Source organism: Streptomyces sp. NPDC041784 (assembly GCF_055591025.1).
Genome location: NZ_JBVJAB010000001.1, coordinates 163,022 through 189,750, shown reverse-complemented (window position 1 = coordinate 189,750; position 26,729 = coordinate 163,022). Strand labels below are relative to the sequence as shown.

The window sequence follows — 26,729 nt, the reverse complement described above, 5'->3', positions numbered from 1 at the left end:
ATTTGGTCGCTGAGAACACTATGTGTGCCCGCTGTCACCTGTCTGTGCGGAAGGTCACGGAACCGTTCGCTGCGATTTACCATCGCAGCTTTCGTAAATCTTTCGTCCGCCTTTCACTCCACCCCGCGGATCCGCCCCACCAGCACCGCTCCGGCGAGCCCGATCACCGCCGCCACCAGATACAGCACCCGGTAGCCGCCGAGATACGTCACGATCGGCGCGGCGAGGGCGGGGGCCGCGACCTGGGGCAGGGCGTTGGCCACGTTGATCACGCCGAGGTCCTTGCCCCGGTCCAGCGCCTTCGGCAGCACGTCCGTCATCAGGGCGAAGTCGACCGAGGTGAACACGCCGAAGCCGATGCCCAGGACCGCCGCCGCGACGATCGCGCCGGGCCAGGTCTGCCAGACGGCCAGTAGCGCCGTCGCCACCGCCATCAGCACCCCGGACCAGATCACGAACGGCTTGCGCCGGCCCACCCGGTCCGACCAGACACCCCCGACGACCACCGTGGCGAGCAGGGTGAGCCCGTTCACGGCCGTCAGGATCAGCACGCCCTCCTCCGGGTCGGAATGGTGGAGCCGGTCGCGCAGGTAGTACAGGAGGTAGAGCAGCACCAGCGCGTTGCTCAGGTTCATCAGGAACCGGGTCAGCCAGGCCCACCCCAGGTCGGGATGCCGGCGCGGGCTGAGCCAGAAGCCCGCCAGGAAGCCCCGCCAGGCCCACGGCGGCCGGTCCTCCCGCGCCAGCCGCAGATCCTCGTGGCCCAGGACGTACGGCAGCACGCCGAGCGCGGTGAACACCGCGCACGCCACGTACCCCGCCCCGACGCCCCCGGCGGCCGTGGCCAGGCCCGTCCCGCCGACCACGCCCAGCACTTGGGCGGCCCCCAGCCAGCCGCCCACCGCGCCGCGCTGGAGCCGGGGCACCCGGTCGGGCACGGCCGCCGTGACCGCCGCGAAGGCCGCGTTCAGGGTGAGCTGGACCAGGCACCAGCCCAGCGCCATCGTCCACACCCCGCCCGCGCCCGCGAGCAGCAGCAACGACAGCGCCCCGCCGGCCGCCCCGGCCACGATCCACGGCGTACGGCGGCCGTACCGGGACGCCGTACGGTCCGACAGGGCGCCGAAGAACGGGTTCGCCGCCAGCGACACCGCCGCGCCCGCGCCCGTCACCCAGGCCAGCATCGTCTCCTTGGACATGCCGGATCCGGGCGCGAAGTCCTCGGCCTGGGAGGCGAGCAGGATCTGGAGCGGGCCGTACCAGCCCACCCAGATCGCCCCGTTGGCCAGCGACAGGGCCGAGGTCCAGCCCGGCCCCACCCGCTCGACCGGCTCGGCCAGCGCGGCCGGCGGGAGCCGGTCCGCCGTCGTCATCCCTGGGCCCGCAGAACGTCCCGCAGCCAGGCGTACGAGGCCTTCGGGGTCCGCTGCTGGGTCGCGAAGTCGACGTGGACCAGGCCGAAGCGGCGCTCGTAGCCCTCCGCCCACTCGAAGTTGTCCAGCAGCGACCAGACGAAGTAGCCGCGCACGTCGACGCCCGCCTCCACCGCCCGGTGCAGGGCGCGGACATGGCCGTCCAGGTAGGCGATCCGGTCCTGGTCGTCCAGCCCCGGGTAGGAGCAGCCGTTCTCGGTGATGACCACCGGCGGGAGCCGGTCGCCGTAGCGGTCCTTGAACGTCGTCAGGAGTTCCGTGAGGCCCTCGGGGACCACCGGCCAGCCGAAGTCGGTGACCGGGACATCCTCGATCTGCCGTACGGAGAAGGGGAGTTCGGCCGGCATGGTGATCCCGCCGAACTCGATCTCGGTGCCCTGCGGGGCGCCCACCCGGGTCGGGGCGTAGTAGTTGACGCCGTACCAGTCGAGGGGCTCCGCGATGACCTTGAGGTCGGACGCCACGTCCCCCGGCATCAGCTCGCCCAGGCCCTCCGGGTACTCGCCCAGCAGCAGCGGCTCGGCGAACAGCCGGTTCAGCAGGACGTCGTAGAACGCCGCCGCCTCCAGGTCGGCGCTCTCCTGGGAGGCGGGCCAGGTCGGGCCGTGGGAGTTGGCGACACCGATGTCGCGGGCGCCGGCCGCGCGCAGGGCCCGTACCGCGAGACCGTGGGCCAGCAGCTGGTGGTGGGCGACCGGCAGCGCGTCGAAGAGCAGCTGCCTGCCGGGCGCGTGGGTACCCAGCGCGTGGCCCAGCAGGGTGTGTTCGGCGGGCTCGTTGAGGGTGATCCACTTCGTCACCCGGTCGCCGAGGCGGTCCACGACCACGGACACATGGTCGGCGAACCGGGACGCGGTGTCCCGCTCCAGCCAGTCCAGGCCGGCCGGGAGGTCCCAGTGGAAGAGGGTGGGCACCGGGCGGACGCCCGCCTCGCCCAGCTCGTCCACGAGACGGTCGTAGAAGTCGAGGCCGCCGGGGGAGTTCACCCGCGGCCAGGAGATCGAGAAGCGGTACGCGTCCACGCCCAGGTCCGCCAGCAGCGCGACGTCCTCGCGGTAGCGGTGGTAGTGGTCGCAGGCCACCGCCGCGGTGGAGCCGTCCTTCACCCGTCCCGGCTCGGCGGTGAAGGTGTCCCACACGGACGGCTCGCGTGCGTCCACCGCGCCCTCGATCTGGTGGGCGGAGGTGGACACCCCCCACAGGAAGCCGGCCGGGAACTGGGGTATCGGGTGCGCCGCGTCACGCGGATCAGTCGCCATGGGCGGGATCATCCTTACCGGCTGGTAAGGAAGTCAACGTCCGGGCGTGAACTGACAGTTACGCCCTCTCCGGCAGCACCCTCACGCCCCCTCCTTCAGTACCCGGGACACCAGCCTGCGCTGGTCCTCGGTGAGCCGGGGGTCGGCCGCGTACACCGTCCTGCCGTCCACCGTGATCGTGTAGCTGAAGCCGTCCGGAACCCCGGCGGGGGGCGCGCCCCGGCCGGCGGACAGTGCCCGCTCGGCCAGGGCGTGCCACTCGTGCGCGTCGGGCCGCCCCGAGGTGTCCACCTCGGCACGGCGCTCGATGCCCGCGAACCCGCCCGTGCGCCTCACCTGAATCCGCATGGGTCTCTGTGTAGTACGGAACTACAGGATCCGCACCCCGACCTGCTCCCACGCCTTCGCCACGGCCTGGAGCTCCTCCCCGCCGTCGCCGAAGCGCTCGCGCGCGGCCTTGACGGTGAGTCCGGCGAAGTCGGTGAACATCGCCTTGGAGGAGAGTTCGCCGCCGGCCAGCACGTCGTACCAGATCAGGCCCGCCTTCTCCCAGGCGTGTCCGCCGAGGGCGGTGGCGGCCAGGTAGAACGCGTGGTTGGGGATGCCGGAGTTGATGTGCACGCCGCCGTTGTCACGGCCGGTGCGGACGTAGTCGTCCATGGTCGCGGGTTGCGGGTCCTTGCCGAGGACGTCGTCGTCGTACGCCGTGCCCGGGGCCTTCATGGAGCGCAGGGCGGTGCCGGTGACGTTCGGGGCGAGGAGGCCGGCGCCGATCAGCCAGTCGGCCTCGGCGGCGGTCTGGCCGAGTGAGTACTGCTTGATGAGCGCGCCGAAGACGTCGGACATCGACTCGTTGAGGGCGCCCGGCTGGCCGTAGTACGTCAGGTTGGCCGTGTACTGCGTGACGCCGTGGGTCAGCTCGTGGCCGATGACGTCGATGGAGTGGGTGAAGTCGACGAAGATCTCGCCGTCGCCGTCCCCGAACACCATCTGCTCGCCGTTCCAGAAGGCGTTGTTGTACCCCTCGTCGTAGTGGACCGTGGCGTCCAGCGGCAGCCCGTCGCCGTCGATCGAGTGGCGCTCGTACGCCTTCAGGAAGAGGTCGAAGGTGGCGCCGAGCCCGGAGTAGGCGCGGTTGACGGTGGCGTCCCGGCCGGGGTCCTCACCCTCGGCGCGGACCTTGGTGCCGGGCAGGTCGGTCCCGTGCTCGGCGTCGTAGATCGTGCGCAGCGGCTGGTTCGACGGTGCCTTCACCGCCGGGGCGGCCGCCAGGCTGAACTCGGTGGTCACCCGGCGCCTGGCGCGCAGCTCGCTGTCGCGCACCAGGGTGCGCTGGGCGGGACCGGAGAGTGCGGGGTCGTCGCTGCGCGCCAGCCTGTCCAGGACATGCGGCGGCACGACGGTGCAGAAGACGGGCTCGAAGCCCCCGTTCGTCGTCATGCCCGGCACCCTTGCACTGCGTTACCCCCCTGTCACCACCCGCAACCATGATTGGTGAAAAACGGCGGCATGGAGGCCCGATCCGTCGGAGCGAGTGGTATGGCGCACGTTTCGTCCCTTTTTTCAGGGTTTTCCTGGGGTTGTCTTCGGTGGTCCCGCATACTGATACGGACCCACGCGACAGCGGCGGCTCGGTTAGGCTGCGGAGCACTATGCGTTTCGGGCTGCTTCTCCTTAGCTGCCGCGGCGAGGGCCTGTAGTCGAGGCCGACCCCCTCCCCGCGGAGCTTGGTGTTGCGCGTCGGCCGTCCTTCCGTCCGGACACTCCGGTCATCCCGAGGAGCCACCGCACCATGGCGAACCGCCAGCAGCCCAGCCAGATGCCGATCCACAAGTACGGACAGTACGACCAGGTCGACATCCCCGACCGCACCTGGCCGAACAACCGGATCACCACCGCCCCCCGCTGGCTCTCCACCGACCTGCGCGACGGCAACCAGGCCCTGATCGACCCCATGTCGCCCGAGCGCAAGCGCCGGATGTTCGACCAGCTGGTCAAGATGGGCTACAAGGAGATCGAGGTCGGCTTCCCCGCCTCCGGCCAGACCGACTTCGACTTCGTGCGCTCGATCATCGAGGAAGAGGGCGCGATCCCGGACGACGTCACCATCTCCGTACTGACCCAGGCCCGCGAGGACCTGATCGAGCGGACGGTGGAGTCCCTGAAGGGCGCCAGGCGCGCGACCGTCCACCTGTACAACGCCACCGCCCCCGTCTTCCGCCGCGTGGTCTTCCGCGGCTCCAAGGACGACATCAAGCAGATCGCCGTCGACGGCACGCGTCTGGTCATGGAGTACGCGGAGAAACTGCTGGGCCCGGAGACCGAGTTCGGCTACCAGTACAGCCCCGAGATCTTCACCGACACCGAGCTGGACTTCGCCCTCGAGGTCTGCGAGGCGGTCATGGACGTCTATCAGCCCGGTCCGGGCCGCGAGATCATCCTGAACCTGCCGGCCACCGTCGAGCGCTCCACGCCCTCCACCCACGCCGACCGCTTCGAGTGGATGAGCCGCAACCTCTCCCGCCGCGAGCACGTCTGCGTCTCCGTCCACCCGCACAACGACCGCGGCACCGCGGTCGCCGCCGCCGAGCTGGCGCTGATGGCCGGCGCCGACCGCGTCGAGGGCTGCCTGTTCGGGCAGGGCGAGCGCACCGGCAACGTCGACCTGGTCACCCTGGGCATGAACCTGTTCTCGCAGGGCGTCGACCCGCAGATCGACTTCTCCGACATCGACGAGATCCGTCGTACGTGGGAGTACTGCAACCAGATGGAGGTCCACCCGCGCCACCCGTACGTGGGCGACCTGGTCTACACGTCCTTCTCCGGCTCCCACCAGGACGCCATCAAGAAGGGCTTCGACGCGATGGAGGCCGACGCGGCCGCCAAGGGCGTCACGGTCGACGACATCGAGTGGGCGGTCCCCTACCTGCCGATCGACCCCAAGGACGTCGGCCGCTCCTACGAGGCCGTCATCCGGGTCAACTCGCAGTCCGGCAAGGGCGGTATCGCCTACGTCCTGAAGAACGACCACAAGCTGGACCTGCCGCGCCGGATGCAGATCGAGTTCTCGAAGATCATCCAGGCCAAGACGGACGCCGAGGGCGGCGAGGTCACCGGCTCCGCCATCTGGTCCGTCTTCCAGGACGAGTACCTGCCGAACCCGGAGAACCCCTGGGGCCGCATCCAGGTCCGCACCGGCCAGTCGACCACCGACACGGACGGCGTGGACACCCTCACCGTCGAGGCGACGGTCGACGGCGTCGACACCGTCCTGTCCGGCACCGGCAACGGTCCGATCTCGGCCTTCTTCGACGCCCTCCAGTCCATCGGCATCGACGTACGCCTGCTGGACTACCAGGAGCACACGATGAGCGAGGGCGCCTCCGCGCAGGCCGCCTCCTACATCGAATGCGCGATCGACGACAAGGTCCTGTGGGGCATCGGCATCGACGCGAACACGACGCGTGCCTCGCTGAAGGCGGTCGTCTCCGCCGTCAACCGCGCGACCCGCTGATCACTCTGACCGGCAGTTTGGGGCCCTGATCGCCGTATACGGCGATCAGGGCCCCGTCGTTTATCGGCCACCTCGCCGTGGAGGTCACGGAAAGGTCTCCTCCTGGGTGCTGACTACTCCTCTCGGATGTGGCTAACATCACGCAGACGCGGCGATGTTGCCGCGGCATTACGGAGGTGCGACGTGCTGCCAGGACGGGGACGAGACGGCCGGGTCACCAGGCTTGCCCGCATCCTGGGCACCCGCACCGCATGGACACCCGTCGGGGACGGCGAGTTCTTCTGCCCCGGCTGCGGCGGCGACCGCAACTACCAGCGGCTGACCGGCCGGCGCCGCTTCACCCTCCTGGGCGTACCCGTCCTCCCGCGCGGCGAGACCGGACCCGTCGTGGAGTGCGCCGCCTGCCGGCAGCACTACGGCACCGACGCCCTCGACCACCCCACCACCATCCGCTTCTCCGCGATGCTCCGCGACGCCGTGCACACCGTCGCCCTCGCGGTCCTCTCCGCCGGCGCCACCTGCGCCCGCCCGTCCCTGGAGGCGGCCACGGACGCGGTCCGCGCGGCCGGCTTCACCGACTGCACCCAGGAACAGCTCGCCGCTCTCGTCGCCGCCCTCGCCGCCGACACCGGCCGCGCCTTCGGCGAACCCTGCGACGCCGGGCTCGCCATAGAGCTCCACGAGGCCCTCGACCCGCTCGCCCCGCACCTCGCGTCCATCGGCCGCGAATCGATCCTGCTCCAGGGCGCCCGCATCGCCCTCGCCGACGGGCCGTACACCCCGGCCGAGCGCGAGGTGCTGGCCACGGTCGGCGCCGCCCTCACGATCCGCGCGGACGACGTGACACGACTGCTCGTGGCGGCGGGTACACCGTCCTGAACCCCGCGGGGGCGACCATGGGACCGACCTCGGCCGCCTCCGTCAGGGAGCAGGGATGACCCTTCTGAGCCGTACCCTCCTCGCCACCGCCGTCCTCCTCAGCCCGCTCGGCTCCACCCCGGCCGCCGCCGGCACCCGCTGCACCGTCTCGGTGCCGTACGTCTCCGGCCGGGACGGTTACGCCTCGTACCGGATCCCGGCCGTCGTCACCACCCTCCCCCACTCTCGGCTTCGCTCGAGCGGGGGGACCCCCATGGGCACCCTGCTCGCCTTCGCCGAGGGCCGGCGGGACGGGTCCGGGGACACCGGGGACATCGACATCGTGCTGCGCCGCTCCACCGACGGCGGCTGCACCTGGGGCCCCCTGACCGTGGTCGCCGCCGGACACGGGGACACCCGGGGCAACCCGGCGCCCGTGGTCGACCCGCGCACCGGGGCCGTCGTCCTGGTCAGCTGCTCCAACGAGGGCTCCGCCACCGAGGCCCAGATCATGCGGGGCGAGGCACCCGGGCGCCGCGTGTACGTACAGCACAGTTGGGACGACGGGCGGAGCTTCACCGCGCCCCAGGACATCACGGACGACGTCCGGCTGCCGACCTGGCGCTGGTACGCCACGGGCCCCGGACACGCGCTCGCGCTCACCCGGGGCCCGTACGCGGGGCGCCTGGTCGTCCCCGCCAACCACTCCGCGGCCCCGCCCGCCGGCTCCCCGGACACCGGCCGCGAGTCCCGCTACTACGGCGCCCACGCCCTGGTCAGCGACGACGGCGGCCGCCACTGGCGCCTGGGCTTCGTCGACGGCGGCTACGACGGCGCCGCCAACGCCAACGAGAGCACCGCCGCCCAACTCCCCGACGGCCGCGTCTACTTCAACGCCCGCGACCAGGGCGGCACCGCCCCCGGCAACCGGCTCGACGCCTTCTCGGCGGACGGCGGCGAGAGTCTCCTGACGCCCTACGCCCCGCAGCCCACGCTCGCGGACGTGCCCGTCGTCCAGGGCAGCGTGCTCCAACTCGACCGGCCCGGCGGCCCCTTGCTCTTCTCCGGCCCCTCCGAGCCCACCGCCCGCCGGTCGCTGGCCGTCTGGCAGGGCGCCGAGACCCCGGCCGGGCTGGGCTTCGACCGGGCGGTGACCCTGTCGGCGCTCCCCGCCGCGTACTCCGACCTCGTGGCGGTGGACGCGGACACGACCGGGGTGCTGTACGAGACGGGGGCGACGGGACCGTACGAGACGATCGAGTTCCGACGGCTGGAGGGGTTCTAGGGGCCCCTGCCGCTCCCCTACGGCAGCTGACGGGCGTACGTCGTGTCCTCGTCGGAGTCGTAGACGAGGGTGCCCGCCGTGTCGTAGCCCTTGATGTGCGGGGCCAGGGTGACCTGCCGGTCCAGGGTGCCGGCGGCGACGAACCAGCCGTGGTCGAGGGTGGCGGTCACGGCGGCGGCGTCGCCGTAGGAGACGGTCACCTTCGTGACCGACGGGTCGACCGTGCCGATGGCACCCCAGCGGAACGGGAGTTTCCAGTCGCCCTTGTCGATCACCGACTGCTGGTACAGATCGCCGGCGTTGATGTCGGGCACGACCTTCCCCACGTCCGGCCCGTCGGCGTCGCTCGAGCTGACACTGATGCCGGACGCCTCACCGTCCTCGAGGGTGCAGATCACCCGGGAGCCCGCCGGCCGCTCCCGCACACCGACGACGTAGGAGCCGTCGCCCGGGGAGTTGGAGTCGCCGGTCTTCGCCATCGCGAGGACGATCCGGTACTCCTCGGGCTCGCCGATCAGATCGCGCCGGCCGGCCATTCCCGTGCGCTCGGCCTTCAGACAGCTCTTGAGCCCGTCCGCCGCCTGCTCGAAGGTGATCCCGTCGAGCAGCTGCCCCTCCGTCGCAGGCCGGGCGGGCCCGGACGTCCTTGTGGACGTCGGCGCGGTGGCGGCCGGGGTGCGCGGGACGCCGACGGACGGCTTCGGTGCCGCCGTGTCCGCGCCCCGGTCCCCGTTCGCCCCCGCCACGGCGTACGCCCCGGCGGGCACCGCGGCCAGGGCCACCAGCGCCGCGCCGACCGCGGCCACCCGCCGGCGCCGCTCGGCCAGCCCGCGCCGCCGGATCGCCGGATACGGTGCCGGCGCGGGCCGGATCGTCCCGGCGTCCTCGGCCAGCAGCTCCCGCAAGTGTGTCTCGAAGCCGGGGTCGAAGTCCCGTTCGTCGTCGTGCTGTTCCGCGTTCACCTGCTGCCTCCCCGGCCGGAGACCGTGCGGCTCGGGGCCAGTCCCGGATATGTGCGCAACTTCGCCAGCCCCTTCGACGCCTGGCTCTTGACCGTGCCGGTCGAGCAGCCGAGCACCTCGGCCACCTCCGCCTCGGACAGGTCCTCCCAGTACCGCAGTACCACCACCGCCCGCTGCCGTGCGGGCAGCCGGGCGAGCCCCTCCATCAGGGAGCCGCGCTCCGCCAGCCGGCCCGTGGGGTCGTCGTGCCCCGCCCGCTCCGGCGGCGCCGCGGTCAGCGCCTCGGCGACCCGCCGTTTGCGGAACCGGTCGCTGTTGCAGCTGACCAGCATCCGCCGGACGTACGCCTCCGGGTTGTCGCTGCGCGATATCCGCCGCCACGACCGGTACGCCTTGGCCAGCGCGGTCTGGGTCAGATCCTCCGCGTGATGGACGTCGCCGGTGAGCAGATAGGCGGTCCGCACCAGTCGTGACCACCTCGCTCTGACGAACTCCTGGAACCGGTCCTCCAGTTCGGCCTGCATCAGCACCCTCCTCGCCCTCCAGACCACCGCACGGGCGGAATCGGTTGCCCGCGAGCGGCGGCCGGGTTGGAATGGGCGGATGGCGACCTTCGACGATCAGGAGTTCTGGGACCCCGGCGCGCCCGGTGTGCTGCGGCTGCCGTCCGGGCGGCTGGTACGGGGACGGGGGCTGCGCCGGCCGCCGGACCCGGCGGCGCCCGCACCGACGTTCGGCCTGTATCTGCTCGGGGACCCGCCGCCCGAGGTTCCCTGGGCGGCGCGCTGGGTCCGCTGGCCCGACTTCCGGCTCCCGGCGGACCGGGCCGACGCCCGCGCGGCGCTCGTGGAGGCATGGCAGAGGGCCGCCGGCATGGGGGTCCCCCCGCTCGAGCGAAGCCGAGAGTGGGGGAGGGTGGAGGTCGCCTGTGGCGGCGGTCGTGGCCGGACCGGGACGGCACTGGCGTGTCTGGCGGTGCTGGACGGCGTACCGGCCGGTGAGGCGGTCGCGTTCGTGCGCCGGCACTACGACCGGCACGCCGTCGAGACACCGTGGCAGCGGCGCTATGTACGGCGGTTCGCGGGGCCCGCGGCGCTCACAGGGCCAGCGACATGAGGAGGCGGTGTTCGCCGGGGCCGAAGTAGTCCGGGCGGGGCCCCTGGGGTTCCGGGACGAACCCCAGGGAGCGGTAGAGGGCGACCGCGGAGTCGTTGCCCGGTTCCACGGAGAGCCACACGGAGTGGGTGCCCTTCGCGCGTAGATGTCCCAGGATCCTCGTCATCAGTTCCCGTCCGAGCCCCTGTCGGCGCAGGTCAGGGGTGATGCCGAGGCTGAGGATCCAGCTCTGCGCGTCGTGCGGCGGGGTCGCGAGCACATACCCGCGCAGGTCCTTCTCGCCGTCCTCCACGACGTACAGGAACTCCGGGAACGCGGTGAGCAGTTGGCGCAGCACGAAGAACGGGTACGGATCGGCCGGGAAGGCCTCCGCGTCGAGGCGGACGATATGGGGGAGATCGGCCTCGGTGACCGCTCTGATCCGTACGGGCCTTTCTCCGGACACCTGGCTCACGATCGAACCGGCGCCCGACGGAAAACGATCTCCGGGAAGAGGAGTCATACCGTCCCCTTGTGAGTGTCGACCGAATTGCGGCTTGTGTGATTTCCTGACCTGATCTCCCATCATTGCCCGCTGCATCTTCGCCTTCAAGACCCCCGCATACTGCTACGCTTAACCATGACCTCCGGACCGCCAACCGCCGCCGATCGGACGCTGAATGCAGACGTACGGTGGGACGACTTTGATCCCCATCAGTACGTCGGCCACAACTACCTCGTCATGCAGGCTGTCGACGAGGAGATCGTCACTCTCGTCCGCGATCATTTCAGTGATCATTTCGAGGGAGGTGATCGCGTTCCGAGCGGTATTGACGTAGGTGCCGGCCCGAATCTTTATCCGGCCTTCACGATGCTTCCCTGGTGCGACAGCATCACCCTTCTGGAGCGTTCCGCGCGGAACCGGGCCTACCTCCTCGGACAGCGTGACTGGTACGACGCGCACTGGGACCCGTTCTGGAAGGTCCTCAGCGGGCGCAAGGGCTACGAGGACGTGGCCGACCCCCGTGAGCGGTTCAAGAAGGTCGTCCAGGACCCCACCGCCGGCAGTCTCTTCGAGCTGTGCGACTCGGATGTCCGTCATGGCGTCGGCACGATGTTCTTCGTCGCCGAATCCATCACCACCTCCCTCCAGGAATTCCAGAAGGGCGTGCGGTGCTTCATGCATGCCCTCGAACCCGGCGCGCCTTTCGCCACCGCATTCATGGAGCATTCCCAGGGATATCGCGTCGGCGATATCGAGTTCCCGGCCCGTGACATCGACAAGGAAGACGTCAGGACGGCACTCGGCGATCTCGTCGAGGCCGACGTGGACATTCAGCGTCTGAATACGAGCGATCTCGTACGCGACGGATACACCGGAATGATCCTGGCGCGCGGCCGACGGAAAGAATGACGTCGGACCGACGGAAAGAATGGCGTCGGACCGCTTTTCCATGGTGATGGGCCTGTGCGAGGGGAATGGGCATGCAGATCAAGCCGAGACAGAATCTGCTCGAAGTGTGGCAGGCCGTCGCCCGCCATTCCTTCGACAACGGTAAATGGGACTGGGGCGAATGGGGCGGCCGCAGCAGCGTCGCCGACGCCGAGCGGCTGCTCTGCCTGCTCTATCCCGCCACCGAGATCGAGCCGTTTCGGCTGGACGACCCCGACACCACCCAGCTCGACGTGGAAAGGGCCCTGAGACACGCGGGAGACTCCAGCGAGATTCCCGCGAACCTGGTGGAGATCCTCGCCGACTTCATGGCGAAGCACCGCGGTGAGGAGAGCCCCACGTTCTCCGGCGGCTACTACTTCGCCGCCGAGGACCCGAAGCACGAACTCTCCGAGGAGCAACGGGAAGTGGGGGTCGTCGACTCCTACTCCATGTCGATCACCCTCTGCCTGGCCACCCTCGGCTTCCTCAAGGTCTACCGGGGCAAGACCCAGCGGGCGTCCACCCTCGCCCGGATCGACCAGCTCAGGGACGAGACCAGCGCCCGGCTGACCGCCGCCATGGTGAGCCTGCTGCGCTCCTTCACCGTCAACGTCGTCGACATCACCTCCGACCAGGGACAGGCGCTCGCCCGGCTGCTCGGCCGCGGCCGGCTCTCCGACCGGCAGGTCCTCCAGCGCTTCCAGGACCGCTTCAAGTCGCTGCGCGCCCTCATCACCGAGAGCGTCACCCTCGGTCTCGACACCGACATCACGGACCAGCTCCGCAACGAGAACCGGCTGTTCGAGTGCGGCTGGGCCTGGAGCATGGTGAAGGGCGCCCCCGAGGTCGAACTGGAGCCCGCGACGTCCGCGCAGGTCGGCAAGCAGCCCCAGGGCGTCGCCCGCGCCGTGCCCTACCTGTACTTCACCGTCGTCGCCCTCGACGGCATCCCCGACCTCTCCTCCGAGCGCACCCTCGTCCTCGGTCTGCTCAACGCCGAGCAGCAGAAGCTCGCCGACGCGCTCCGGCTGCGCTGGGAGATCACCCAGCAGTACTGGTCCGCCATCGCCCGCTTCGACGGCGCCACCTGGCCGCTGGAGGAGATCCCCTGGCGCACCACGCTCCAGCAGCTCGAGTCGGAGTACTTCTCCCTCTCCGTGGCCTCCATCCTCGTCCACGACCTGGTACGCCGCCGCGCCACCGACGACGACCTCACCCGCACCGTCGCCGTCATGGAACGCCTCGCCGAACGCGGCCGCATCACCAGCAGCACCACCCGGGAAGACCCGGCGATCGGCCTGCACAACCCCGGGGTCACCCTCCCGCTGCTGGGCAGCGAGGACATCGGCCCAGCCATGAAGTGGACGATGGGAGACTTCTCCGCGCAGCTGCTCAAGCGGACCATCCAACTCTGCGCGCTGTCACGGAACATCGCCTCGCAGGACCGGCTGCTGCGGCTCGCCGAGGACGTCCTCGACCACCTCTGGGCGCGCCGCGTCAGCGACGGCGACGGCGTCGGCCTCTGGGACAACGTGCACGCCGTCTACCCCGAATCACCCGTCCGCCAGGGCCCGTTGTCCTGGAGCATCACCGAGCGCGTCACCGAGTGCATGGTCGCCGCGCACGCCCTCTACGACCAGGACCCGATCCGCAGCGCCGACATCTCCGCACTGGCCCAGGCGGCGCTCAGCGAGGCCGCCCACCTCTTCGGAAAAGAGCAGATGCAGCAACCGGCGCCCGCGCCCAAGAGCCCCCAGGGAGAAGAGATCAAGGGCATCGAGGCGGACCTGCGCCGCGCCCGGCAGCTCGTCGACAAACAGCCCGGCACCGCCCACGCGCTGGCCCTCGGCGTCCTCATCCGGCTCGACACCCTGGCCCGCGCCCGGGGCACCGGCCGGGGGGTGTGATCCGTGCTCGTCTTCGCCGCCTCCGACAAGGGAGGCACCGGCCGCTCGGTCACCAGCGCCAACCTCGCCTACCACCGTGCCATGGACGGGGACGACGTCTGCTACCTGGACTTCGACTTCGGCTCGCCCACCGCAGCCGCCGTCTTCGACCTGCCCGACGTCCTCTCCGAGGCCGAGGGCCGCGGCCTGCACTCGTACCTCAAGGGCAAGACCGGCGAGCCGCTGCGCGTCGACGTGTGGGCCCGCACCGAGCACCCGGTGCTGCGCAGCAGGCCCGGCGGATCGGGCCGGCTGGTGCTGCTCCCCGGCGACCGCACCGGCGGTGAATTCGTCACCGACGAGGAGAACCTCCACCGCTGCGTGGACCTCGTCCTGCGGCTGAAGCGCGAATTCGACCTCATCATCGTCGACCTGAGCGCCGGACGCAGTTATGCGATGGACCTCGCGCTCGCCGCCACCTCACCGCGCGGCGGCCTCGGACGGCTGAAGAACCGCTGGCTCGTCTATCACCGCTGGACCCGCCAGCATGTGATGGCCGCCGCCGAACTCGTGTACGGCAAACAGGGAATCGTGCAGGCCGGTATAGCGATGGGCCATGTGCCCGACGCGCTCAACGGTTCGATCCGGTTCGTGCGGGCGGCGGTACCCGATCTGGAATCGCCCCTCTGGTCGCAGGTGTCGCCCGCGCAGTACGCGTGGATGCGGCAGTGCGACAAAGAACTCGAGGAACTCGCGGCCGGCCGCGGCATCGGCAAGACCCGGGTGCTGTCGTCCATTCCCCTGGAACCCGTCCTCCAGTGGCAGGAACGCCTCATCACCGACGACGACGTGCACGACCGGCGAATCGCCAACAACGAGACCTGGCAGGCCATGGGAGACCTCGCGCAGCGACTGACCGACGACAAGTTCTGGGGGCAGTTGTGAGCGGGGCGGAAACGGTCTTCCGGGAGACCAGTGCGCAGCCGCGCACGGAATCCGTGCCGTTCTCCCATCTCTCCCTGGAATTAGGCCACTTGTACATGGAGGACTTTGTCGAAGGGCCGGCCCGGCTGCGCCGGCACTTCGCCTCGGTACGCCCCTGGGTGGACGCCGCCCGGGCCGGTGTCGGCCCGCTGCCCGCCGGCCGACGGCCCCGGATCAGCACCTGCTTCCTGATCGACGACTACTTCTCCCGGCTCTCCACCCCCGCCGAACTGATACCGCCGCTGCTTCAGGCCGCCGCCGAGGCCGGGCTGACCATCGACTACCTGGCCCGCGAGTCCGGCTGCGCGAGCCCCTCCCTCGCCCCCGGCGACTCCGTCCACCGCGACCGCACCGCACTGGCCGAGGCGGTGCTGCACCGGCTGGTCGAGGTGCCGCCGCCCGGCAGCAACGGGTTCCGCCCGCCCGTCGGCCGCACCGGCTGGCTCACCAACGGCCGGCGCGCCCCCGCCCAGCGCACCTCCGCCGCCCTGGACTCCAGCGGCGTCGTCTGGCAGCCGCCGAGCGAGACCGGCGCGCGCGGCCACTCCGTCTTCATGGACGTCGAACTGTGGAGCGGCCCCGAGGAGGAACGCACCTGGTCCTGCGCCTTCCTCGCCTCCGTGTGGCAGCTGGTCCGGCTCGGTCTGCTGCGCGACAACGGCCGCGCGGTCATGACCCCCACCGACTGGTTCGACAAGGACTTCCCGGCCGAGTGGGACGCGCTGCCACCCGTCCTGAAGCTCAACAGGTCGGCCGCCCCGTTCACCGCGTACGTCACGTGCAGTGTCCTCCCGGCCCGGTTCCTGCCCGTCGAGCACGCCGTACGCGTCATCCTCGACCAGGTCCACGTCGAGGCCGAGGTGCTGGGGAAGGTCGCCGAGCGGTCCGAGGGAGAGGGCTTCACCGTGCCCGCGGGCGTGGTGGACCGCACCTCCTACGTCTTCCCGCCGGGGCTGTGACATGACCGGCCTGGGCACCACGGGCGGACCCGCCCTCGTCTGCGGCGAGGTGCGCACCTGTCTGCTGCCCACCCGGGACGCGGTGGACGAGCTCACGGCCGTCCAGCTGCTGCGGCTGCGCGCCGACGAACGCGTACGAGTCTCCCGGCACCCCAACCGGCACGCCGTCTCCCCGGACGTCCTCACCGGCGTCGACTGCAGGCTGCCCACCGCCACCGGCGCCCGGGTCCGCGCGGTCGGCACGGTCACGGCGCGGGCGGTGCTGGTGGAGGGACGGGTGCTCCAGTCCACGGCCTACTTCTGCGCGCCGGCCGGCGGGCCCGACCGGCGCCAGCCCTGGGGCTACTACCTGGTCCGCCCCGGCACCCTCGTCCCGGTCGGCAGGCTCGCCGAGAAGTCGGTCACCGAAGGCTTCCTGACCGGACACCAGCCCGGCGAGCTGGACATCGGGTCGATCGCCGAGAGCCTCCTGGCGCGGATCTCCCGCCAGCACCGGTTTCTGGACCACGACACCCCGCTCACCACCGCCGACACGGCGCTGCGCTGGACCGCGGCACCCGCCGACGACGGGGAGGAGGCCTCCCTGCGGTTCACCAAGGCCGACGACGGTCTGCGGATCGTCGAGCTGCGGCTGCCGCGCGGCATCGAGCCCGCCGTCGCGGCCGGGCTCTGCGAGGACCTCGCCCTGCACGACTGGCTGCTGACCACCGTCAGCGACAAACTCGACGGCCTGCGGGTCGGCACCGACGACGGCACGGCCGCCCTGAAGGTGCTGCGCCCGCTCGTCGACCACCTGCTCCACCTGTGGATGCCGCAGGCCCGGGTCGACCGCACCCTGCGCACGACCTGGGAGGAACTGGAGAAGGACGCCGGCTACTCCCGGCAGTGGAACACCCTGGCCCAGCGCATCCGCGACCAGCTCGCGCTGCGCAACCTCACCCGGCGCGACGCGTTGGCCGCGCCCTGACGGCACCACCACGCCACACCTGTTCATGCACGATCCCAACGGGGGGAGAAAGTGAGATGAATGCACCGACGAGTTCGTACGAAGGCGCCCGGCATGTGACCCAGAAGCTCCTGGTCACCGTCGTGGTCGGCGGCGCCGTCTATCTGCTCACCAACGTCGTCGGCTCCGACGAGGAGGGACCCTGGCAGCTGCTGCTGTCGGTGCTGTGCGGCGGCATCGTGCTGATCGTCCAGTTCCTGGTCTCCTTCGTGAACCAGATGCACGCGGTGAAGGACTCGGTGGACAAACGATTCGCCGACATAGGGAAGGCCACCAAGCTCTTCAACGAGGTGGAGAAGCTCCGCGACGACGGAGTGCCGCGGCTCGCCGAGTACGCCACCAAGGTGGTCTCCGGGGGGCCCGAGATCCTCCAGCGGTTCGCCCACGAGGAGATCAACCGCCTCGCCGCGCAGATGGAGGACTTCACCAACCTCAGCGCCGAGTGCTCCGGCGAGAACCACGACTGGCTGATGACGCTCACCAAGTGCACCAGGGAGAGCATCGACGCCATCAGCACCACCGTCGTCGACGACGGCTTCTGGTCCACCGAGCCGGCCGGCCGCTATCTGACCGCCCAGCGCGAGGCCATCCTGGACCCCCGGCGACGCATCAAGGTCCGGCGGCTGTTCATCGTCAAGCGGCCCGAGGAGTTCGCCGCCCTCGGCCCGATCTGCAGCGAGCAGCGGGACATGGGCATCGACGTCCGCGTGGTCGCCCTGGAGGAACTCCCGCCGTACTTCCGCCGCGGCAAGATGATCGACTTCATCGTCTTCGACGGGGCGCTGTCGTACGAGATCCACGCCGACCAGCTCAGCGTGAACTCCTCCACGACGATCAGCGCCCGCCTGAACGAGGTGGAGCCCCTCGTCCGCCGCTTCAACCTCCTCTGGGAGGCCGCCGACCCGAGCAACTCACCGAACGGCCTTCCCGGCCCCGTCCGTGCCCGCACCAACGGCACGGCACCGGACGGCGCCTGAACCACCGGCGGGGCGGCCGCGTCAGGGGACCTCGGTCGGCCGGGAGACCGTCGCCTTCGGCGCGGACGCCCCGTCCCGCCGTCCCGCCACGAGCAGCAGCGGTGTCGCCCACAGCAGCGCCCCCGCGAGGCCGATGGCCGTACGGGGGCCGGTGAGGGCCGCCAGGACGCCCCACAGCGCCGTCAGCGTCGCGATGGACGCCCGGCTCCCGACCGACCAGGCCGAGAGCGTACGGGCCACCCGGTCCCTCGGGGTCAGATCCAGGCGGGAGGTGGCCAGGACCGGGTTGAAGACGCCCATGCAGAAGATCAGGACGAACTCGACGGCCATCACCAGGGCCAGTCCGCCCGGGCCCGGACGCACGAAGGCCAGGCCGAGCGGCCAGAGCGCGCGGAGCGTGCCCGTGGTGCGCAGCACCCGGCGCCGCCCGTACCGGTCGACCAGCCGCGGTGCCAGCCGGGAGCCGAGCAGGCCGCCGGCGCAGGGCACGGCGAAGGCGAGCGTGTACTGCCAGGGCGCGAAGCCGAGTGGCCCCAGCATCAGCACGGCCAGCGGGGGAGAGGCCGCCATGATCAGCCCGTTCACCAGGACCGTGTTGAGGAACAGCGGGCGCAGCGCCCGGTGGGTGAGCAGATGGCGCCAGCCCGCCAGCAGATCCGCCGCGCCCAGCCGGTGCGCGGGACCCTCCCGTACGGGCTCCGGCTCGCGCCCGCCGATCGCGCGCAGGCCGACCGCCGAGAGCAGATAGCTCACCGCGTCCGCCGCGACCGTCACCACCGGCCCGAACAGTCCGATCACGGCCCCGCCGAACGGCGGCCCCAGCATGCTGGCCGTCCACATGGTCGACTCGAACCGCCCGTTCGCGACGAGCAGGTCCTCCGGCGCCACCAGCGACTTCAGGAAGGCCCCGCTCGCCGCCGTGAACGCGATGTCCGCCGCCGCGACGACGACCGACACCACCAGCAGCTGTCCGAACCCCAGGCCGCCCAGCGCGTACGCGGCGGGCACGCTCAGCAGTGCCGCGCACCGCACCAGGTCCGCCGTGATCATCACCGGCCGCTTGCGCCGGAACTCCACCCACGGCCCGAGCGGCACCGCCAGCAGCGCCCCCACCGCGGGCCCCACGGCCGCCAGCGCCGCCACCTCGGCCGGCCCCGCGTGCAGCACCAGCACGGCGATCAGCGGAAACGCGCTGAACGCCAGCCAGGTCCCGAAGACACTGACGGCATACGCGCCCCACAACCACCCGAACCCACGCCCCAGCGCCCGCCGCACCACCCGGGGATCCTACTGGGCAGGCACACGCTCCCCTCCGCGTAGGCGAGAATGGCCCCATGAGCCTGTTCCGTGACGACGGCGTCGTGCTGCGCACCCAGAAGCTGGGTGAGGCCGATCGCATCATCACGCTGTTGACGCGCGGGCACGGGCGGGTGCGGGCGGTGGCCCGGGGGGTGCGGCGCACGAAGTCGAAGTTCGGGGCGCGGCTGGAACCCTTCTCCCACGTCGACGTGCAGTTCTTCGCCCGGGGCAGCGAGCTGGTCGGGCGCGGGCTGCCGCTGTGCACCCAGAGCGAGACCATCGCGCCGTACGGCGGCGGGATCGTGACCGACTACGCGCGCTACACCGCCGGCACGGCCATGCTGGAGACCGCCGAGCGGTTCACCGACCACGAGGGCGAGCCCGCCGTACAGCAGTACCTGCTGCTGGTGGGCGCCCTGCGGACGCTCGCGCGGGGGGAGCACGCCCCCCACCTGGTCCTCGACGCGTTCCTGCTGCGCTCCCTCGCCGTCAACGGCTACGCGCCCAGCTTCGACGCCTGCGCGAAGTGCGGCATGCCCGGTCCCAACCGGTTCTTCTCCGTGGCCTCCGGCGGCAGCGTCTGCGTCGACTGCCGGGTGCCCGGCAGCGTCGTACCCTCGCCGCAGACCCTTCTCCTGCTGGGCGCGCTGCTCACGGGAGACTGGGAGAGCGCGGACGCGTGCGAGCCGCGGTACGTGCGGGAGGGGAGCGGGCTGGTGTCCGCCTATCTGCACTGGCATCTGGAGCGTGGACTGCGCTCCCTTCGATACGTAGAGAAGTAAGCGACAGAGGAGACGAGAGGCACATGGTCGTACGCGGGTTCCTGGGGCGGCAGCGTCGGGAGTACAGGACGCCGGAGCCGCACCCGTCCGGCGCGCGCCCGCCGAAGCTCCCGGGCGAGCTGGTGCCCGAGCATGTGGCGATCGTCATGGACGGCAACGGCCGCTGGGCCAAGGAACGCGGGCTGCCCCGCACCGAGGGTCACAAGGTCGGCGCCGAGCGGGTGCTGGACGTGCTCCAGGGCGCGGTCGAGATCGGTGTGCGGAACATCTCGCTGTACGCGTTCTCCACCGAGAACTGGAAGCGCTCGCCCGACGAGGTGCGCTTCCTGATGAACTTCAACCGCGACTTCATCCGCAAGACCCGCGACACCCTGGACGAGCTGGGCATCCGGGTGCGCTGGGTGGGCCGGATGCCGAAGCTGTGGAAGTCGGTCGCCAAGGAGCTCCAGATCGCCCAGGAGCAGACCAAGGACAACGACAAGCTCACGCTGTACTTCTGCATGAACTACGGCGGCCGCGCCGAGATCGCCGACGCCGCGCAGGCCCTCGCCGAGGACGTGAAGGCGGGCCGGCTGGACCCGTCCAAGGTCAACGAGAAGACCCTCGCGAAGTACCTGTACTTCCCGGACATGCCGGACGTCGACCTGTTCCTGCGCCCGAGCGGCGAGCAGCGCACCTCCAACTACCTGCTCTGGCAGAGCGCGTACGCCGAGATGGTCTTCCAGGACGTGCTGTGGCCGGACTTCGACCGGCGTGACCTGTGGCGGGCGTGCCTGGAGTTCGCCTCCCGGGACCGCCGCTTCGGCGGGGCGATCCCGAACGAGGAACTCTTGGCGATGGAGGGGGGAACCCCGGACCAGCGGGCCACGTCGTAGCCGCCACGAGTTCCTCCGGCCCCTCGACGCGGCGGGGGATCGTCTCCGGTCTCCCGCTCGTCGAAACGGCCGGCTCCACCCGCGCCGTCTACCCCTGGCGGAGTCAGTTCTGCCGGTTCGCGCACTCCGCGCAGGTGCCGAAGATCTCCACCGTGTGGGCCACGTTGACGAAGCCGTGCTCCGCCGCGATGGCCTCCGCCCACTTCTCGACCGCCGGGCCCTCCACCTCGACGGCCTTGCCGCAGGCCCGGCAGACGAGGTGATGGTGGTGGTCGCCGGTGGAGCAGCGGCGGTAGACGGACTCGCCGTCGGAGGTACGCAGGACGTCCACCTCGCCGGCGTCGGCGAGGGACTGGAGGGTGCGGTACACCGTGGTGAGCCCGACCGAGTCACCCTTGTGCTTGAGCATGTCGTGCAGGTCCTGCGCGCTGCGGAACTCGTCGACCTCGTCCAGCGCCGCTGCCACGGCGGCGCGCTGCCGGGTGGAGCGGCCCTTCACGGGCGGTCCAGCGGTCGTCACCGTTGCCTCCTCACGTCTGCGGCTTGCCGGGCCATTGTGCCAGCCCGGACTGTGCGCGGTCAGACGCCGACCTCGTCCGAGGCCCCTCGCGTGGCCGGAATCGCGCACTCCGCCGGGTCTCCGGCAGGGTGCGCCGCGGCCAGTGCGCGGGCGCGGCGCCGGGCCAGCGGGGCGGCCAGCGCGCTCAGCGCGATGAACGCGGCGATGGTCAGCAGCACGATCGTCGCGCCGGGCGGGACGTCCTGGTAGTACGAGGTCACCGTGCCGCCGATGGTCACCGTCACGCCGATCGCCGTCGCGATGGCGAAGGTCGCGGCGAAGCTGCGGCTCAGCTGCTGGGCGGCCGCCACCGGGACCACCATCAGCGCGCTGACCAGCAGCAGCCCCACCACGCGCATCGCGACCGTGACCGTGACCGCCGCCGTGATCGCGGTCAGCAGGTTCAGGGCGCGTACCGGCAGGCCCGTGACCCGAGCGAACTCCTCGTCCTGGCTGACCGCGAAGAGCTGCCGGCGCAGGCCGAGGGTGACCAGGACCACGAAGGCCGCCAGCACGCAGATCGCCGTCACGTCGGACTCGCTCACCGTCGACAGCGAGCCGAAGAGGTACGAGGTGAGGTTCGCGTTGGAGCCGCCGGGCGCGAGGTTGATGAACATCACGCCGCCGGCCATACCGCCGTAGAAGAGCATGGCGAGGGCGATGTCGCCGCGGGTGCGGCCGTACCAGCGGATCAGCTCCATGATCACCGCGCCGAGGACGGCGACGGCCGTCGCCATCCACACCGGGTTCGCGGAGAGCAGGAAGCCGAGGCCGACGCCGGTCATCGCGACATGGCCGATGCCGTCGCCCATCAGGGCCTGGCGGCGCTGGACGAGGTAGATGCCGACGGCGGGGGCGGTGATGCCGACCAGGACGGCGGCGAGCAGCGCCCGCTGCATGAAGGCGTAGTCGAGGAAGTCCATCAGCTCAGCAGTCCCGTGCGGATCGGTTCGGCGCCCGCGGGTGCGTGCGGGTGCACGTGGTCGTGGCCGGGCAGCGCGTGCTGGCCGACGGCCGGGGTGGGCGGGCCGTCGTGCAGCACACAGCCGTCGCGCAGGACGACCGCCCGGTCGATCAGGGGCTCCAGGGGGCCCAGTTCGTGCAGGACGAGGAGGACCGTCGTACCGGCGGCGACCTGGTCCTTCAGGGTGTGCGCCAGCACCTCCTGGCTGGCCAGGTCGACGCCCGCCATCGGCTCGTCCATGATCAGCAGCTCGGGTTCGGCGGCGAGCGCGCGGGCGATCAGCACCCGCTGGTGCTGGCCGCCGGAGAGGGCGTCGACGTTGTCCTTGGCCCGGTCGGCCATCCCGACCAGTTCCAGGGCCTGGTGTACGGCCGCCCGGTCGGCCTTGCGGAAGACGCCGAAGCGGGTGCGGGAGAGGCGGCCGGAGGAGACGACCTCGGTGACGGTGGCCGGGACGCCGCCCGCGGCCGTGGTGCGCTGCGGGACATAGCCGATCCGCGCCCAGTCCCGGAACCGCCTGCGCTCCGTGCCGAACAGCTCGATCTCGCCCGCGCCGATCGCCACCTGGCCGATCACACTGCGCACGGCGGTCGACTTGCCCGAGCCGTTCGCGCCGAGCAGGGCGACGACCTCACCGCGGTGCACGGTGAGGTCGATGCCCCGCAGGACGGGGCGCGAGCCCAGGTCGGCGCGGACACCGCGCATCGCGATCACGGGCTCGGCCTTCGCGTCCATGACGCCCTCCGTAGAGATCACTTGGTTCCCAGGGCCGTCTGGAGCGCCTTGAGGTTCGCCTGCTGGACCGAGAAGTAGTCCTTGCCGCGGGACGAGTCCGTGATGCCCTCGATCGGGTCGAGGACGTCCGTCTTCAGTCCGGCGTCGGCGGCGATGGTCTTCGCGGTCTTGTCGCTGACGAGCGTCTCGTAGAACACGGTCGTGACGCCGTCTGCCTTCGCCATCTTCTCAAGTTCCTTCACGCGCGCGGCGCTCGGCTCCGACTCGGGGTCGAGGCCGTTGATGGCCTCCTCGGTCAGGCCGTAGCGCTCGGCGATGTAGCCGAAGGCGGCGTGGGTGGTGATGAAGACCTTGGTCTTCGTGTTCGCCAGCCCGTCCTCGAACTCGGTGTTCAGGGCGTCGAGCTTCTTCACGAGGGCCGTGGTGTTGGTCTTGTAGTCGGCCGCGTGGTCCGGGTCGGCCTTCTCGAAGGCCTTGCCGACACCCTCGGCGACCTCGGCGTAGCGCACCGGGTCGAGCCAGATGTGGGGGTCGAGGCCGGACAGTTCCTCGTCCTCGTGGTCGTCGTGCTCGGCCGCGTGGCCGCCGACCTCGTTGCCGTGCTTCTCCATCGTGGTGAGGGAGCCGGCCTCGATCTTGGTCTTGACCTCGGACTGGGCCACCGCGTCGTCGACGGAGGGCTGGAGGTTCTCGAGGTAGAGCACCGCGTCGGACTCCTGGAGCTGCGCGGTCTGCCGGGCGCTGATCTCCAGGTCGTGCGGCTCCTGGCCGGGCTCGGTCAGGCTGGTGACGTTCACATGGTCCCCGCCGATCTGCTCGGCGAGGAAGGCCATCGGGTAGAACGACGCGACGACGTCGAACTTGTCCGTGTTGGCCGCGGCGGCGCTGTCGGAGGAGCAGGCGGAGAGCGTGCCGAGTCCGAGGGCGGTGACGGCCGCCATGGCTATCCCGGATATGTGCTGTCGTCGTACGTTCATGACAGTCATTTTCAACAAATATGGAAACCGTTGTCAACAAGTGCCTCGGTGAGGGGCCGACAAGAGCCCGGTAAGGGGCGCAGGGCCGTCGAGGGGCTGTGGAAGGGGTACCGATTTGGTCGAGGGGGAGCCCCCGCCGGTACCCTGAATCATTCGCTGGAAGCATCTCGCTTCGTCGCCCGTCGTCGTTATGAAGAGAGCACCGTGGCCGCCGACAAGATCGACACCATCGTCAGCCTGAGCAAGCGCCGTGGCTTTGTATTCCCCTGCAGTGAGATCTACGGCGGTCAGAAGGCCGCCTGGGACTACGGACCGCTGGGTGTCGAGCTCAAGGAGAACCTGAAGCGCCAGTGGTGGCGCTACATGGTGACGTCGCGCGAGGACGTGGTCGGTATCGACTCGTCCGTCATCCTGGCCCCCGAGGTGTGGGTCGCCTCCGGCCACGTCGCCACCTTCTCCGACCCGCTGACCGAGTGCACCTCCTGCCACAAGCGGTTCCGCGCGGACCACCTGGAGGAGGCCTACGAGGCCAAGCACAACCGCGTGCCGGAGAACGGCCTGGCGGACATCAACTGCCCCAACTGCGGCAACAAGGGCCAGTTCACCGAGCCCAAGCAGTTCTCGGGTCTGCTCTCCACCCACCTCGGCCCCACGCAGGACACCGGCTCCATCGCCTACCTGCGCCCCGAGACCGCCCAGGGCATCTTCACCAACTTCGCCCAGGTGCAGGTCGCTTCGCGCAAGAAGCCGCCGTTCGGCATCGCGCAGATGGGCAAGTCCTTCCGCAACGAGATCACGCCCGGCAACTTCATCTTCCGCACCCGCGAGTTCGAGCAGATGGAGATGGAGTTCTTCGTCAAGCCGGGCGAGGACGAGAAGTGGCAGGAGTACTGGATGGAGCAGCGCTGGAACTGGTACACCGGTCTCGGCCTGCGCGAGGAGAACATGCGGTGGTACGACCACCCGCAGGAGAAGCTCTCCCACTACTCCAAGCGCACCGCCGACATCGAGTACCGCTTCCAGTTCGGCGGTAACGAGTGGGGCGAGCTGGAGGGTGTCGCCAACCGCACCGACTACGACCTCTCCGCGCACGCCAAGGCCTCCGGCCAGGACCTCGCGTTCTACGACCAGGAGGCCCAGGAGCGCTGGACGCCGTACGTCATCGAGCCGGCGGCCGGTGTCGGCCGCGCGATGCTGGCGTTCCTGCTCGACGCGTACGTCGAGGACGAGGCCCCGAACGCCAAGGGCAAGATGGAGAAGCGCACGGTGCTGCGCCTCGACCACCGCCTGGCTCCGGTGAAGGTCGCGGTGCTGCCGCTGTCCCGCAACGCCGAGCTGTCGCCCAAGGCCAAGGGCCTCGCCGCCGCCCTGCGGCAGAACTGGAACATCGAGTTCGACGACGCGGGCGCCATCGGCCGCCGCTACCGTCGCCAGGACGAGATCGGTACGCCGTACTGCGTGACGGTCGACTTCGACACGCTGGACGACAACGCGGTGACCGTCCGCGAGCGTGACTCCATGAAGCAGGAGCGCGTGTCCCTCGACCAGATCGAGGGCTACCTGGCCGCCCGCCTGATCGGCTGCTGAGGCCTTCCCTGTCGATGCCGGGTCCCTCACCGAGGGGCCCGGCATCGACGCGTTCGGCGGGGGGCCTTCACAGATCCAGGTCCGCGTACAGCGCCGCGTGGTCGGATGCCTGGGTCGCGTGCGACGTGACCGTCTGGAACGACTTGAAGGTCCTGGGGGCGAAGACGCCCCGCCGTTCCACCTCGACGTGCTCGACGCGGTCCCACAGCTCCGGCGAGAACATGAGGTAGTCGAGCTTGTCGTCGTCACCGGTGCCCGGCCCGTGGGTGCCCGGGTCTCCCGTGTAGCTGGTGTGCGTCATCGCTTCCTTCAGGCCGGCGTCCAGCAGGGTCTTGACCGGGGCGCTGTTCAGGAAGTCGTTGAAGTCACCGGCGACGATGACGTGGTCCGACCGCTGGAGAGCGGCCTCGTAGATCTCCCGGACGCGCAGTGCCTGGCGGGCGCGCAGTCCGGCGCCGCCGCCCCGCATGCTCTTGAAGTGGTTGCCCAGGATCCACAGGGGCGTTCCGTTGAGCGCGATCTCGAACTCGGGGCAGTCCCGGCTGAAGAGCCGTCGGCCACCCTGCCCGGGGTCGAAGATGTGCGACCGTACCGAGGTGATCGGGTGGCGGCTGAGGATCCCCACGTCGATGCCGCGGGGGTCGTTGCCGTCGATCAGCAGGTTGAAGGGGTACGGCTGGTGCCCCAGGGTCTTGCCGAGGACGTTCTCGTTGAAGCGTTCCAGGGCGAGACGGTCCTCGACCTCCACCATGAGCAGGACGTCGGCGTTGACCTCGGCCACCACGCGCCCGGTGTTCTGGACGGCCGTCCAGCTGAGGTCGTCGCGCACGGGCTGGGCCCAGCCCGGCCAGTCCCCGCGGCCGTTCGCCTCGATGGTGATGACGGGGTTGCTCGCCGGCCCTTCCGCCTTGAAGAGTCTTGCACCCTTGCCCTTGAGCTCGTTGATGAAGAACGGCCGGGGGCTGTCCTGCTCCGAGTTGTGGACCTGGTGTTCCTTGATGATCTCGACGATCCGGTCCTTGTCCCCCTGGGTGTAGGTGTCCTTCTCGAGGAGGGAGACCAGCTCGCCGAAGTCGGCCAGGACCTTGTCGCGCGCGGCGTCGTCCTCGAGTGCGAAGGCCTTGGGGCGGCGGAAGAGATTCTCCGCGTTGAAGGTGCCGATACGGATGGTCATGACGCGCCTCCCACGGCGGCGCAAGGGCCGCGTGGCCGACGGCAGGCGCCGCCGAGGTGACTGCACGCCGACATTTCTCATTGTCCTCGGGGGTGAGGGGGCCCGTCGACCGGACACATGACAG

26 protein-coding genes are annotated in these 26,729 nt (G+C 70.6%); 13 read left to right on the top strand and 13 right to left on the bottom strand.

Translation table 11 applies throughout. From position 1 onward, the window contains the following. Positions 1-113 precede the first annotated feature (113 nt). From ACZ6D7_RS00880 to ACZ6D7_RS00865, 4 genes are all read right to left on the bottom strand, one after another. Entirely contained in the window at positions 114-1,373 is a 1,260-nt protein-coding gene (locus ACZ6D7_RS00880; RefSeq protein WP_469481914.1) for an MFS transporter, read from the bottom strand. After that, on the bottom strand, positions 1,370-2,692 hold the full coding sequence (locus ACZ6D7_RS00875) for a GH1 family beta-glucosidase (RefSeq protein WP_469481911.1): 1,323 nt from the start codon (positions 2,690-2,692) through the stop codon (positions 1,370-1,372). Before ACZ6D7_RS00875 ends, ACZ6D7_RS00880 begins: the two co-directional genes overlap by 4 nt. Positions 2,693-2,773: 81 nt before the next feature. Next, positions 2,774-3,040 carry a protealysin inhibitor emfourin gene (locus ACZ6D7_RS00870; RefSeq protein ID WP_469481908.1) on the bottom strand — a complete coding sequence of 89 codons (267 nt, stop codon included), beginning with the start codon at positions 3,038-3,040 and terminating at the stop codon, positions 2,774-2,776. 21 nt (positions 3,041-3,061) lie between these two features. After that, entirely contained in the window at positions 3,062-4,132 is a 1,071-nt protein-coding gene (locus ACZ6D7_RS00865; RefSeq protein WP_469481905.1) for a M4 family metallopeptidase, read from the bottom strand. A 352-nt stretch (positions 4,133-4,484) separates the two neighbouring features. Here ACZ6D7_RS00865 and leuA point away from each other — a divergent pair, with 352 nt between their 5' ends. The 3 genes from leuA to ACZ6D7_RS00850 all read left to right on the top strand — a co-directional run bounded on the left by leuA (position 4,485) and on the right by ACZ6D7_RS00850 (position 8,349). Beyond that, positions 4,485-6,206 carry a 2-isopropylmalate synthase gene (gene leuA / locus ACZ6D7_RS00860; RefSeq protein ID WP_469481903.1) on the top strand — a complete coding sequence of 574 codons (1,722 nt, stop codon included), beginning with the start codon at positions 4,485-4,487 and terminating at the stop codon, positions 6,204-6,206. Positions 6,207-6,389: 183 nt separating this feature from the next. Further along, a complete protein-coding gene (locus ACZ6D7_RS00855; RefSeq protein ID WP_469481899.1) occupies positions 6,390-7,085 on the top strand; it encodes a TerB family tellurite resistance protein in 696 nt (231 codons plus the stop codon). A 55-nt stretch (positions 7,086-7,140) separates the two neighbouring features. Next, positions 7,141-8,349 carry a sialidase family protein gene (locus ACZ6D7_RS00850; protein ID WP_469481896.1) on the top strand — a complete coding sequence of 403 codons (1,209 nt, stop codon included), beginning with the start codon at positions 7,141-7,143 and terminating at the stop codon, positions 8,347-8,349. 17 nt (positions 8,350-8,366) lie between these two features. On the opposite strand, the gene ACZ6D7_RS00845 is transcribed toward ACZ6D7_RS00850, so the two are convergent. Together ACZ6D7_RS00845 and ACZ6D7_RS00840 are read right to left on the bottom strand one after the other, a co-directional pair. Further along, on the bottom strand, positions 8,367-9,311 hold the full coding sequence (locus ACZ6D7_RS00845) for a hypothetical protein (RefSeq protein ID WP_469481894.1): 945 nt from the start codon (positions 9,309-9,311) through the stop codon (positions 8,367-8,369). Beyond that, entirely contained in the window at positions 9,308-9,835 is a 528-nt protein-coding gene (locus ACZ6D7_RS00840; protein WP_469481891.1) for a SigE family RNA polymerase sigma factor, read from the bottom strand. The genes ACZ6D7_RS00845 and ACZ6D7_RS00840 overlap by 4 nt, the downstream gene beginning before the upstream one ends. A 79-nt stretch (positions 9,836-9,914) precedes the next feature. Here ACZ6D7_RS00840 and ACZ6D7_RS00835 point away from each other — a divergent pair, with 79 nt between their 5' ends. Beyond that, positions 9,915-10,427, top strand: coding sequence for a phosphatase domain-containing protein (locus ACZ6D7_RS00835; protein ID WP_469481888.1), 513 nt, complete (start codon positions 9,915-9,917; stop codon positions 10,425-10,427). On the opposite strand, the gene ACZ6D7_RS00830 is transcribed toward ACZ6D7_RS00835, so the two are convergent. Continuing rightward, a complete protein-coding gene (locus ACZ6D7_RS00830; protein ID WP_469481885.1) occupies positions 10,408-10,872 on the bottom strand; it encodes a GNAT family N-acetyltransferase in 465 nt (154 codons plus the stop codon). The two genes, ACZ6D7_RS00835 and ACZ6D7_RS00830, sit on opposite strands and share 20 nt — an antisense overlap. A gap of 174 nt (positions 10,873-11,046) precedes the next feature. Here ACZ6D7_RS00830 and ACZ6D7_RS00825 point away from each other — a divergent pair, with 174 nt between their 5' ends. The 6 genes from ACZ6D7_RS00825 to ACZ6D7_RS00800 all read left to right on the top strand — a co-directional run bounded on the left by ACZ6D7_RS00825 (position 11,047) and on the right by ACZ6D7_RS00800 (position 17,653). Beyond that, positions 11,047-11,820, top strand: a complete 774-nt coding sequence (locus tag ACZ6D7_RS00825) for an SCO2525 family SAM-dependent methyltransferase (protein ID WP_469481883.1) — start codon at positions 11,047-11,049, stop codon at positions 11,818-11,820. Positions 11,821-11,891: 71 nt separating this feature from the next. Beyond that, positions 11,892-13,748, top strand: coding sequence for an SCO2524 family protein (locus ACZ6D7_RS00820; RefSeq protein ID WP_469481880.1), 1,857 nt, complete (start codon positions 11,892-11,894; stop codon positions 13,746-13,748). A 3-nt stretch (positions 13,749-13,751) separates the two neighbouring features. Continuing rightward, a complete protein-coding gene (locus ACZ6D7_RS00815; RefSeq protein ID WP_469481877.1) occupies positions 13,752-14,672 on the top strand; it encodes an SCO2523 family variant P-loop protein in 921 nt (306 codons plus the stop codon). Beyond that, positions 14,669-15,670: an SCO2522 family protein gene (locus tag ACZ6D7_RS00810; protein WP_469481874.1), complete on the top strand. Its 1,002-nt coding sequence runs from the start codon at positions 14,669-14,671 to the stop codon at positions 15,668-15,670. Before ACZ6D7_RS00815 ends, ACZ6D7_RS00810 begins: the two co-directional genes overlap by 4 nt. Before the next feature lies 1 nt (position 15,671). Further along, positions 15,672-16,637, top strand: coding sequence for an SCO2521 family protein (locus ACZ6D7_RS00805; protein WP_469481871.1), 966 nt, complete (start codon positions 15,672-15,674; stop codon positions 16,635-16,637). A gap of 56 nt (positions 16,638-16,693) precedes the next feature. Then, positions 16,694-17,653 (top strand): hypothetical protein, encoded by a 960-nt coding sequence (locus ACZ6D7_RS00800; RefSeq protein WP_469481869.1) that lies wholly within the window; start codon positions 16,694-16,696, stop codon positions 17,651-17,653. Between the two features lie 21 nt (positions 17,654-17,674). Here ACZ6D7_RS00800 and ACZ6D7_RS00795 read toward each other — a convergent pair whose 3' ends face one another. After that, positions 17,675-18,931 carry an MFS transporter gene (locus ACZ6D7_RS00795; RefSeq protein ID WP_469481866.1) on the bottom strand — a complete coding sequence of 419 codons (1,257 nt, stop codon included), beginning with the start codon at positions 18,929-18,931 and terminating at the stop codon, positions 17,675-17,677. Positions 18,932-18,987: 56 nt separating this feature from the next. On the opposite strand from ACZ6D7_RS00795, the gene recO reads away from it, so the two are divergent. Then, complete coding sequence (gene recO, locus ACZ6D7_RS00790; protein ID WP_469481863.1) at positions 18,988-19,734, top strand: DNA repair protein RecO; 747 nt, start codon at positions 18,988-18,990, stop codon at positions 19,732-19,734. A 23-nt stretch (positions 19,735-19,757) separates the two neighbouring features. Then, on the top strand, positions 19,758-20,609 hold the full coding sequence (locus ACZ6D7_RS00785; protein ID WP_469481860.1) for an isoprenyl transferase: 852 nt from the start codon (positions 19,758-19,760) through the stop codon (positions 20,607-20,609). A 103-nt stretch (positions 20,610-20,712) separates the two neighbouring features. Here ACZ6D7_RS00785 and ACZ6D7_RS00780 read toward each other — a convergent pair whose 3' ends face one another. From ACZ6D7_RS00780 to ACZ6D7_RS00765, 4 genes are read right to left on the bottom strand one after another with little or no spacing between them, the layout of a single operon-like run. Next, positions 20,713-21,129 (bottom strand): Fur family transcriptional regulator, encoded by a 417-nt coding sequence (locus ACZ6D7_RS00780; protein ID WP_469481857.1) that lies wholly within the window; start codon positions 21,127-21,129, stop codon positions 20,713-20,715. 59 nt (positions 21,130-21,188) lie between these two features. After that, positions 21,189-22,091, bottom strand: coding sequence for a metal ABC transporter permease (locus ACZ6D7_RS00775; RefSeq protein WP_469481854.1), 903 nt, complete (start codon positions 22,089-22,091; stop codon positions 21,189-21,191). Continuing rightward, positions 22,091-22,867 (bottom strand): metal ABC transporter ATP-binding protein, encoded by a 777-nt coding sequence (locus ACZ6D7_RS00770; RefSeq protein WP_469481851.1) that lies wholly within the window; start codon positions 22,865-22,867, stop codon positions 22,091-22,093. The genes ACZ6D7_RS00775 and ACZ6D7_RS00770 overlap by 1 nt, the downstream gene beginning before the upstream one ends. Before the next feature lie 17 nt (positions 22,868-22,884). Then, positions 22,885-23,844 (bottom strand): metal ABC transporter substrate-binding protein, encoded by a 960-nt coding sequence (locus ACZ6D7_RS00765; protein WP_469481848.1) that lies wholly within the window; start codon positions 23,842-23,844, stop codon positions 22,885-22,887. A gap of 204 nt (positions 23,845-24,048) precedes the next feature. On the opposite strand from ACZ6D7_RS00765, the gene ACZ6D7_RS00760 reads away from it, so the two are divergent. Then, positions 24,049-25,431: a glycine--tRNA ligase gene (locus ACZ6D7_RS00760; protein WP_469481845.1), complete on the top strand. Its 1,383-nt coding sequence runs from the start codon at positions 24,049-24,051 to the stop codon at positions 25,429-25,431. Positions 25,432-25,498: 67 nt separating this feature from the next. On the opposite strand, the gene ACZ6D7_RS00755 is transcribed toward ACZ6D7_RS00760, so the two are convergent. Next, the gene (locus tag ACZ6D7_RS00755; RefSeq protein ID WP_469481843.1) at positions 25,499-26,605 is read right to left on the bottom strand and encodes an endonuclease/exonuclease/phosphatase family protein; all 1,107 of its coding nucleotides are present in this window, start codon (positions 26,603-26,605) and stop codon (positions 25,499-25,501) included. Between the last annotated feature and the right edge of the window lie 124 nt (positions 26,606-26,729).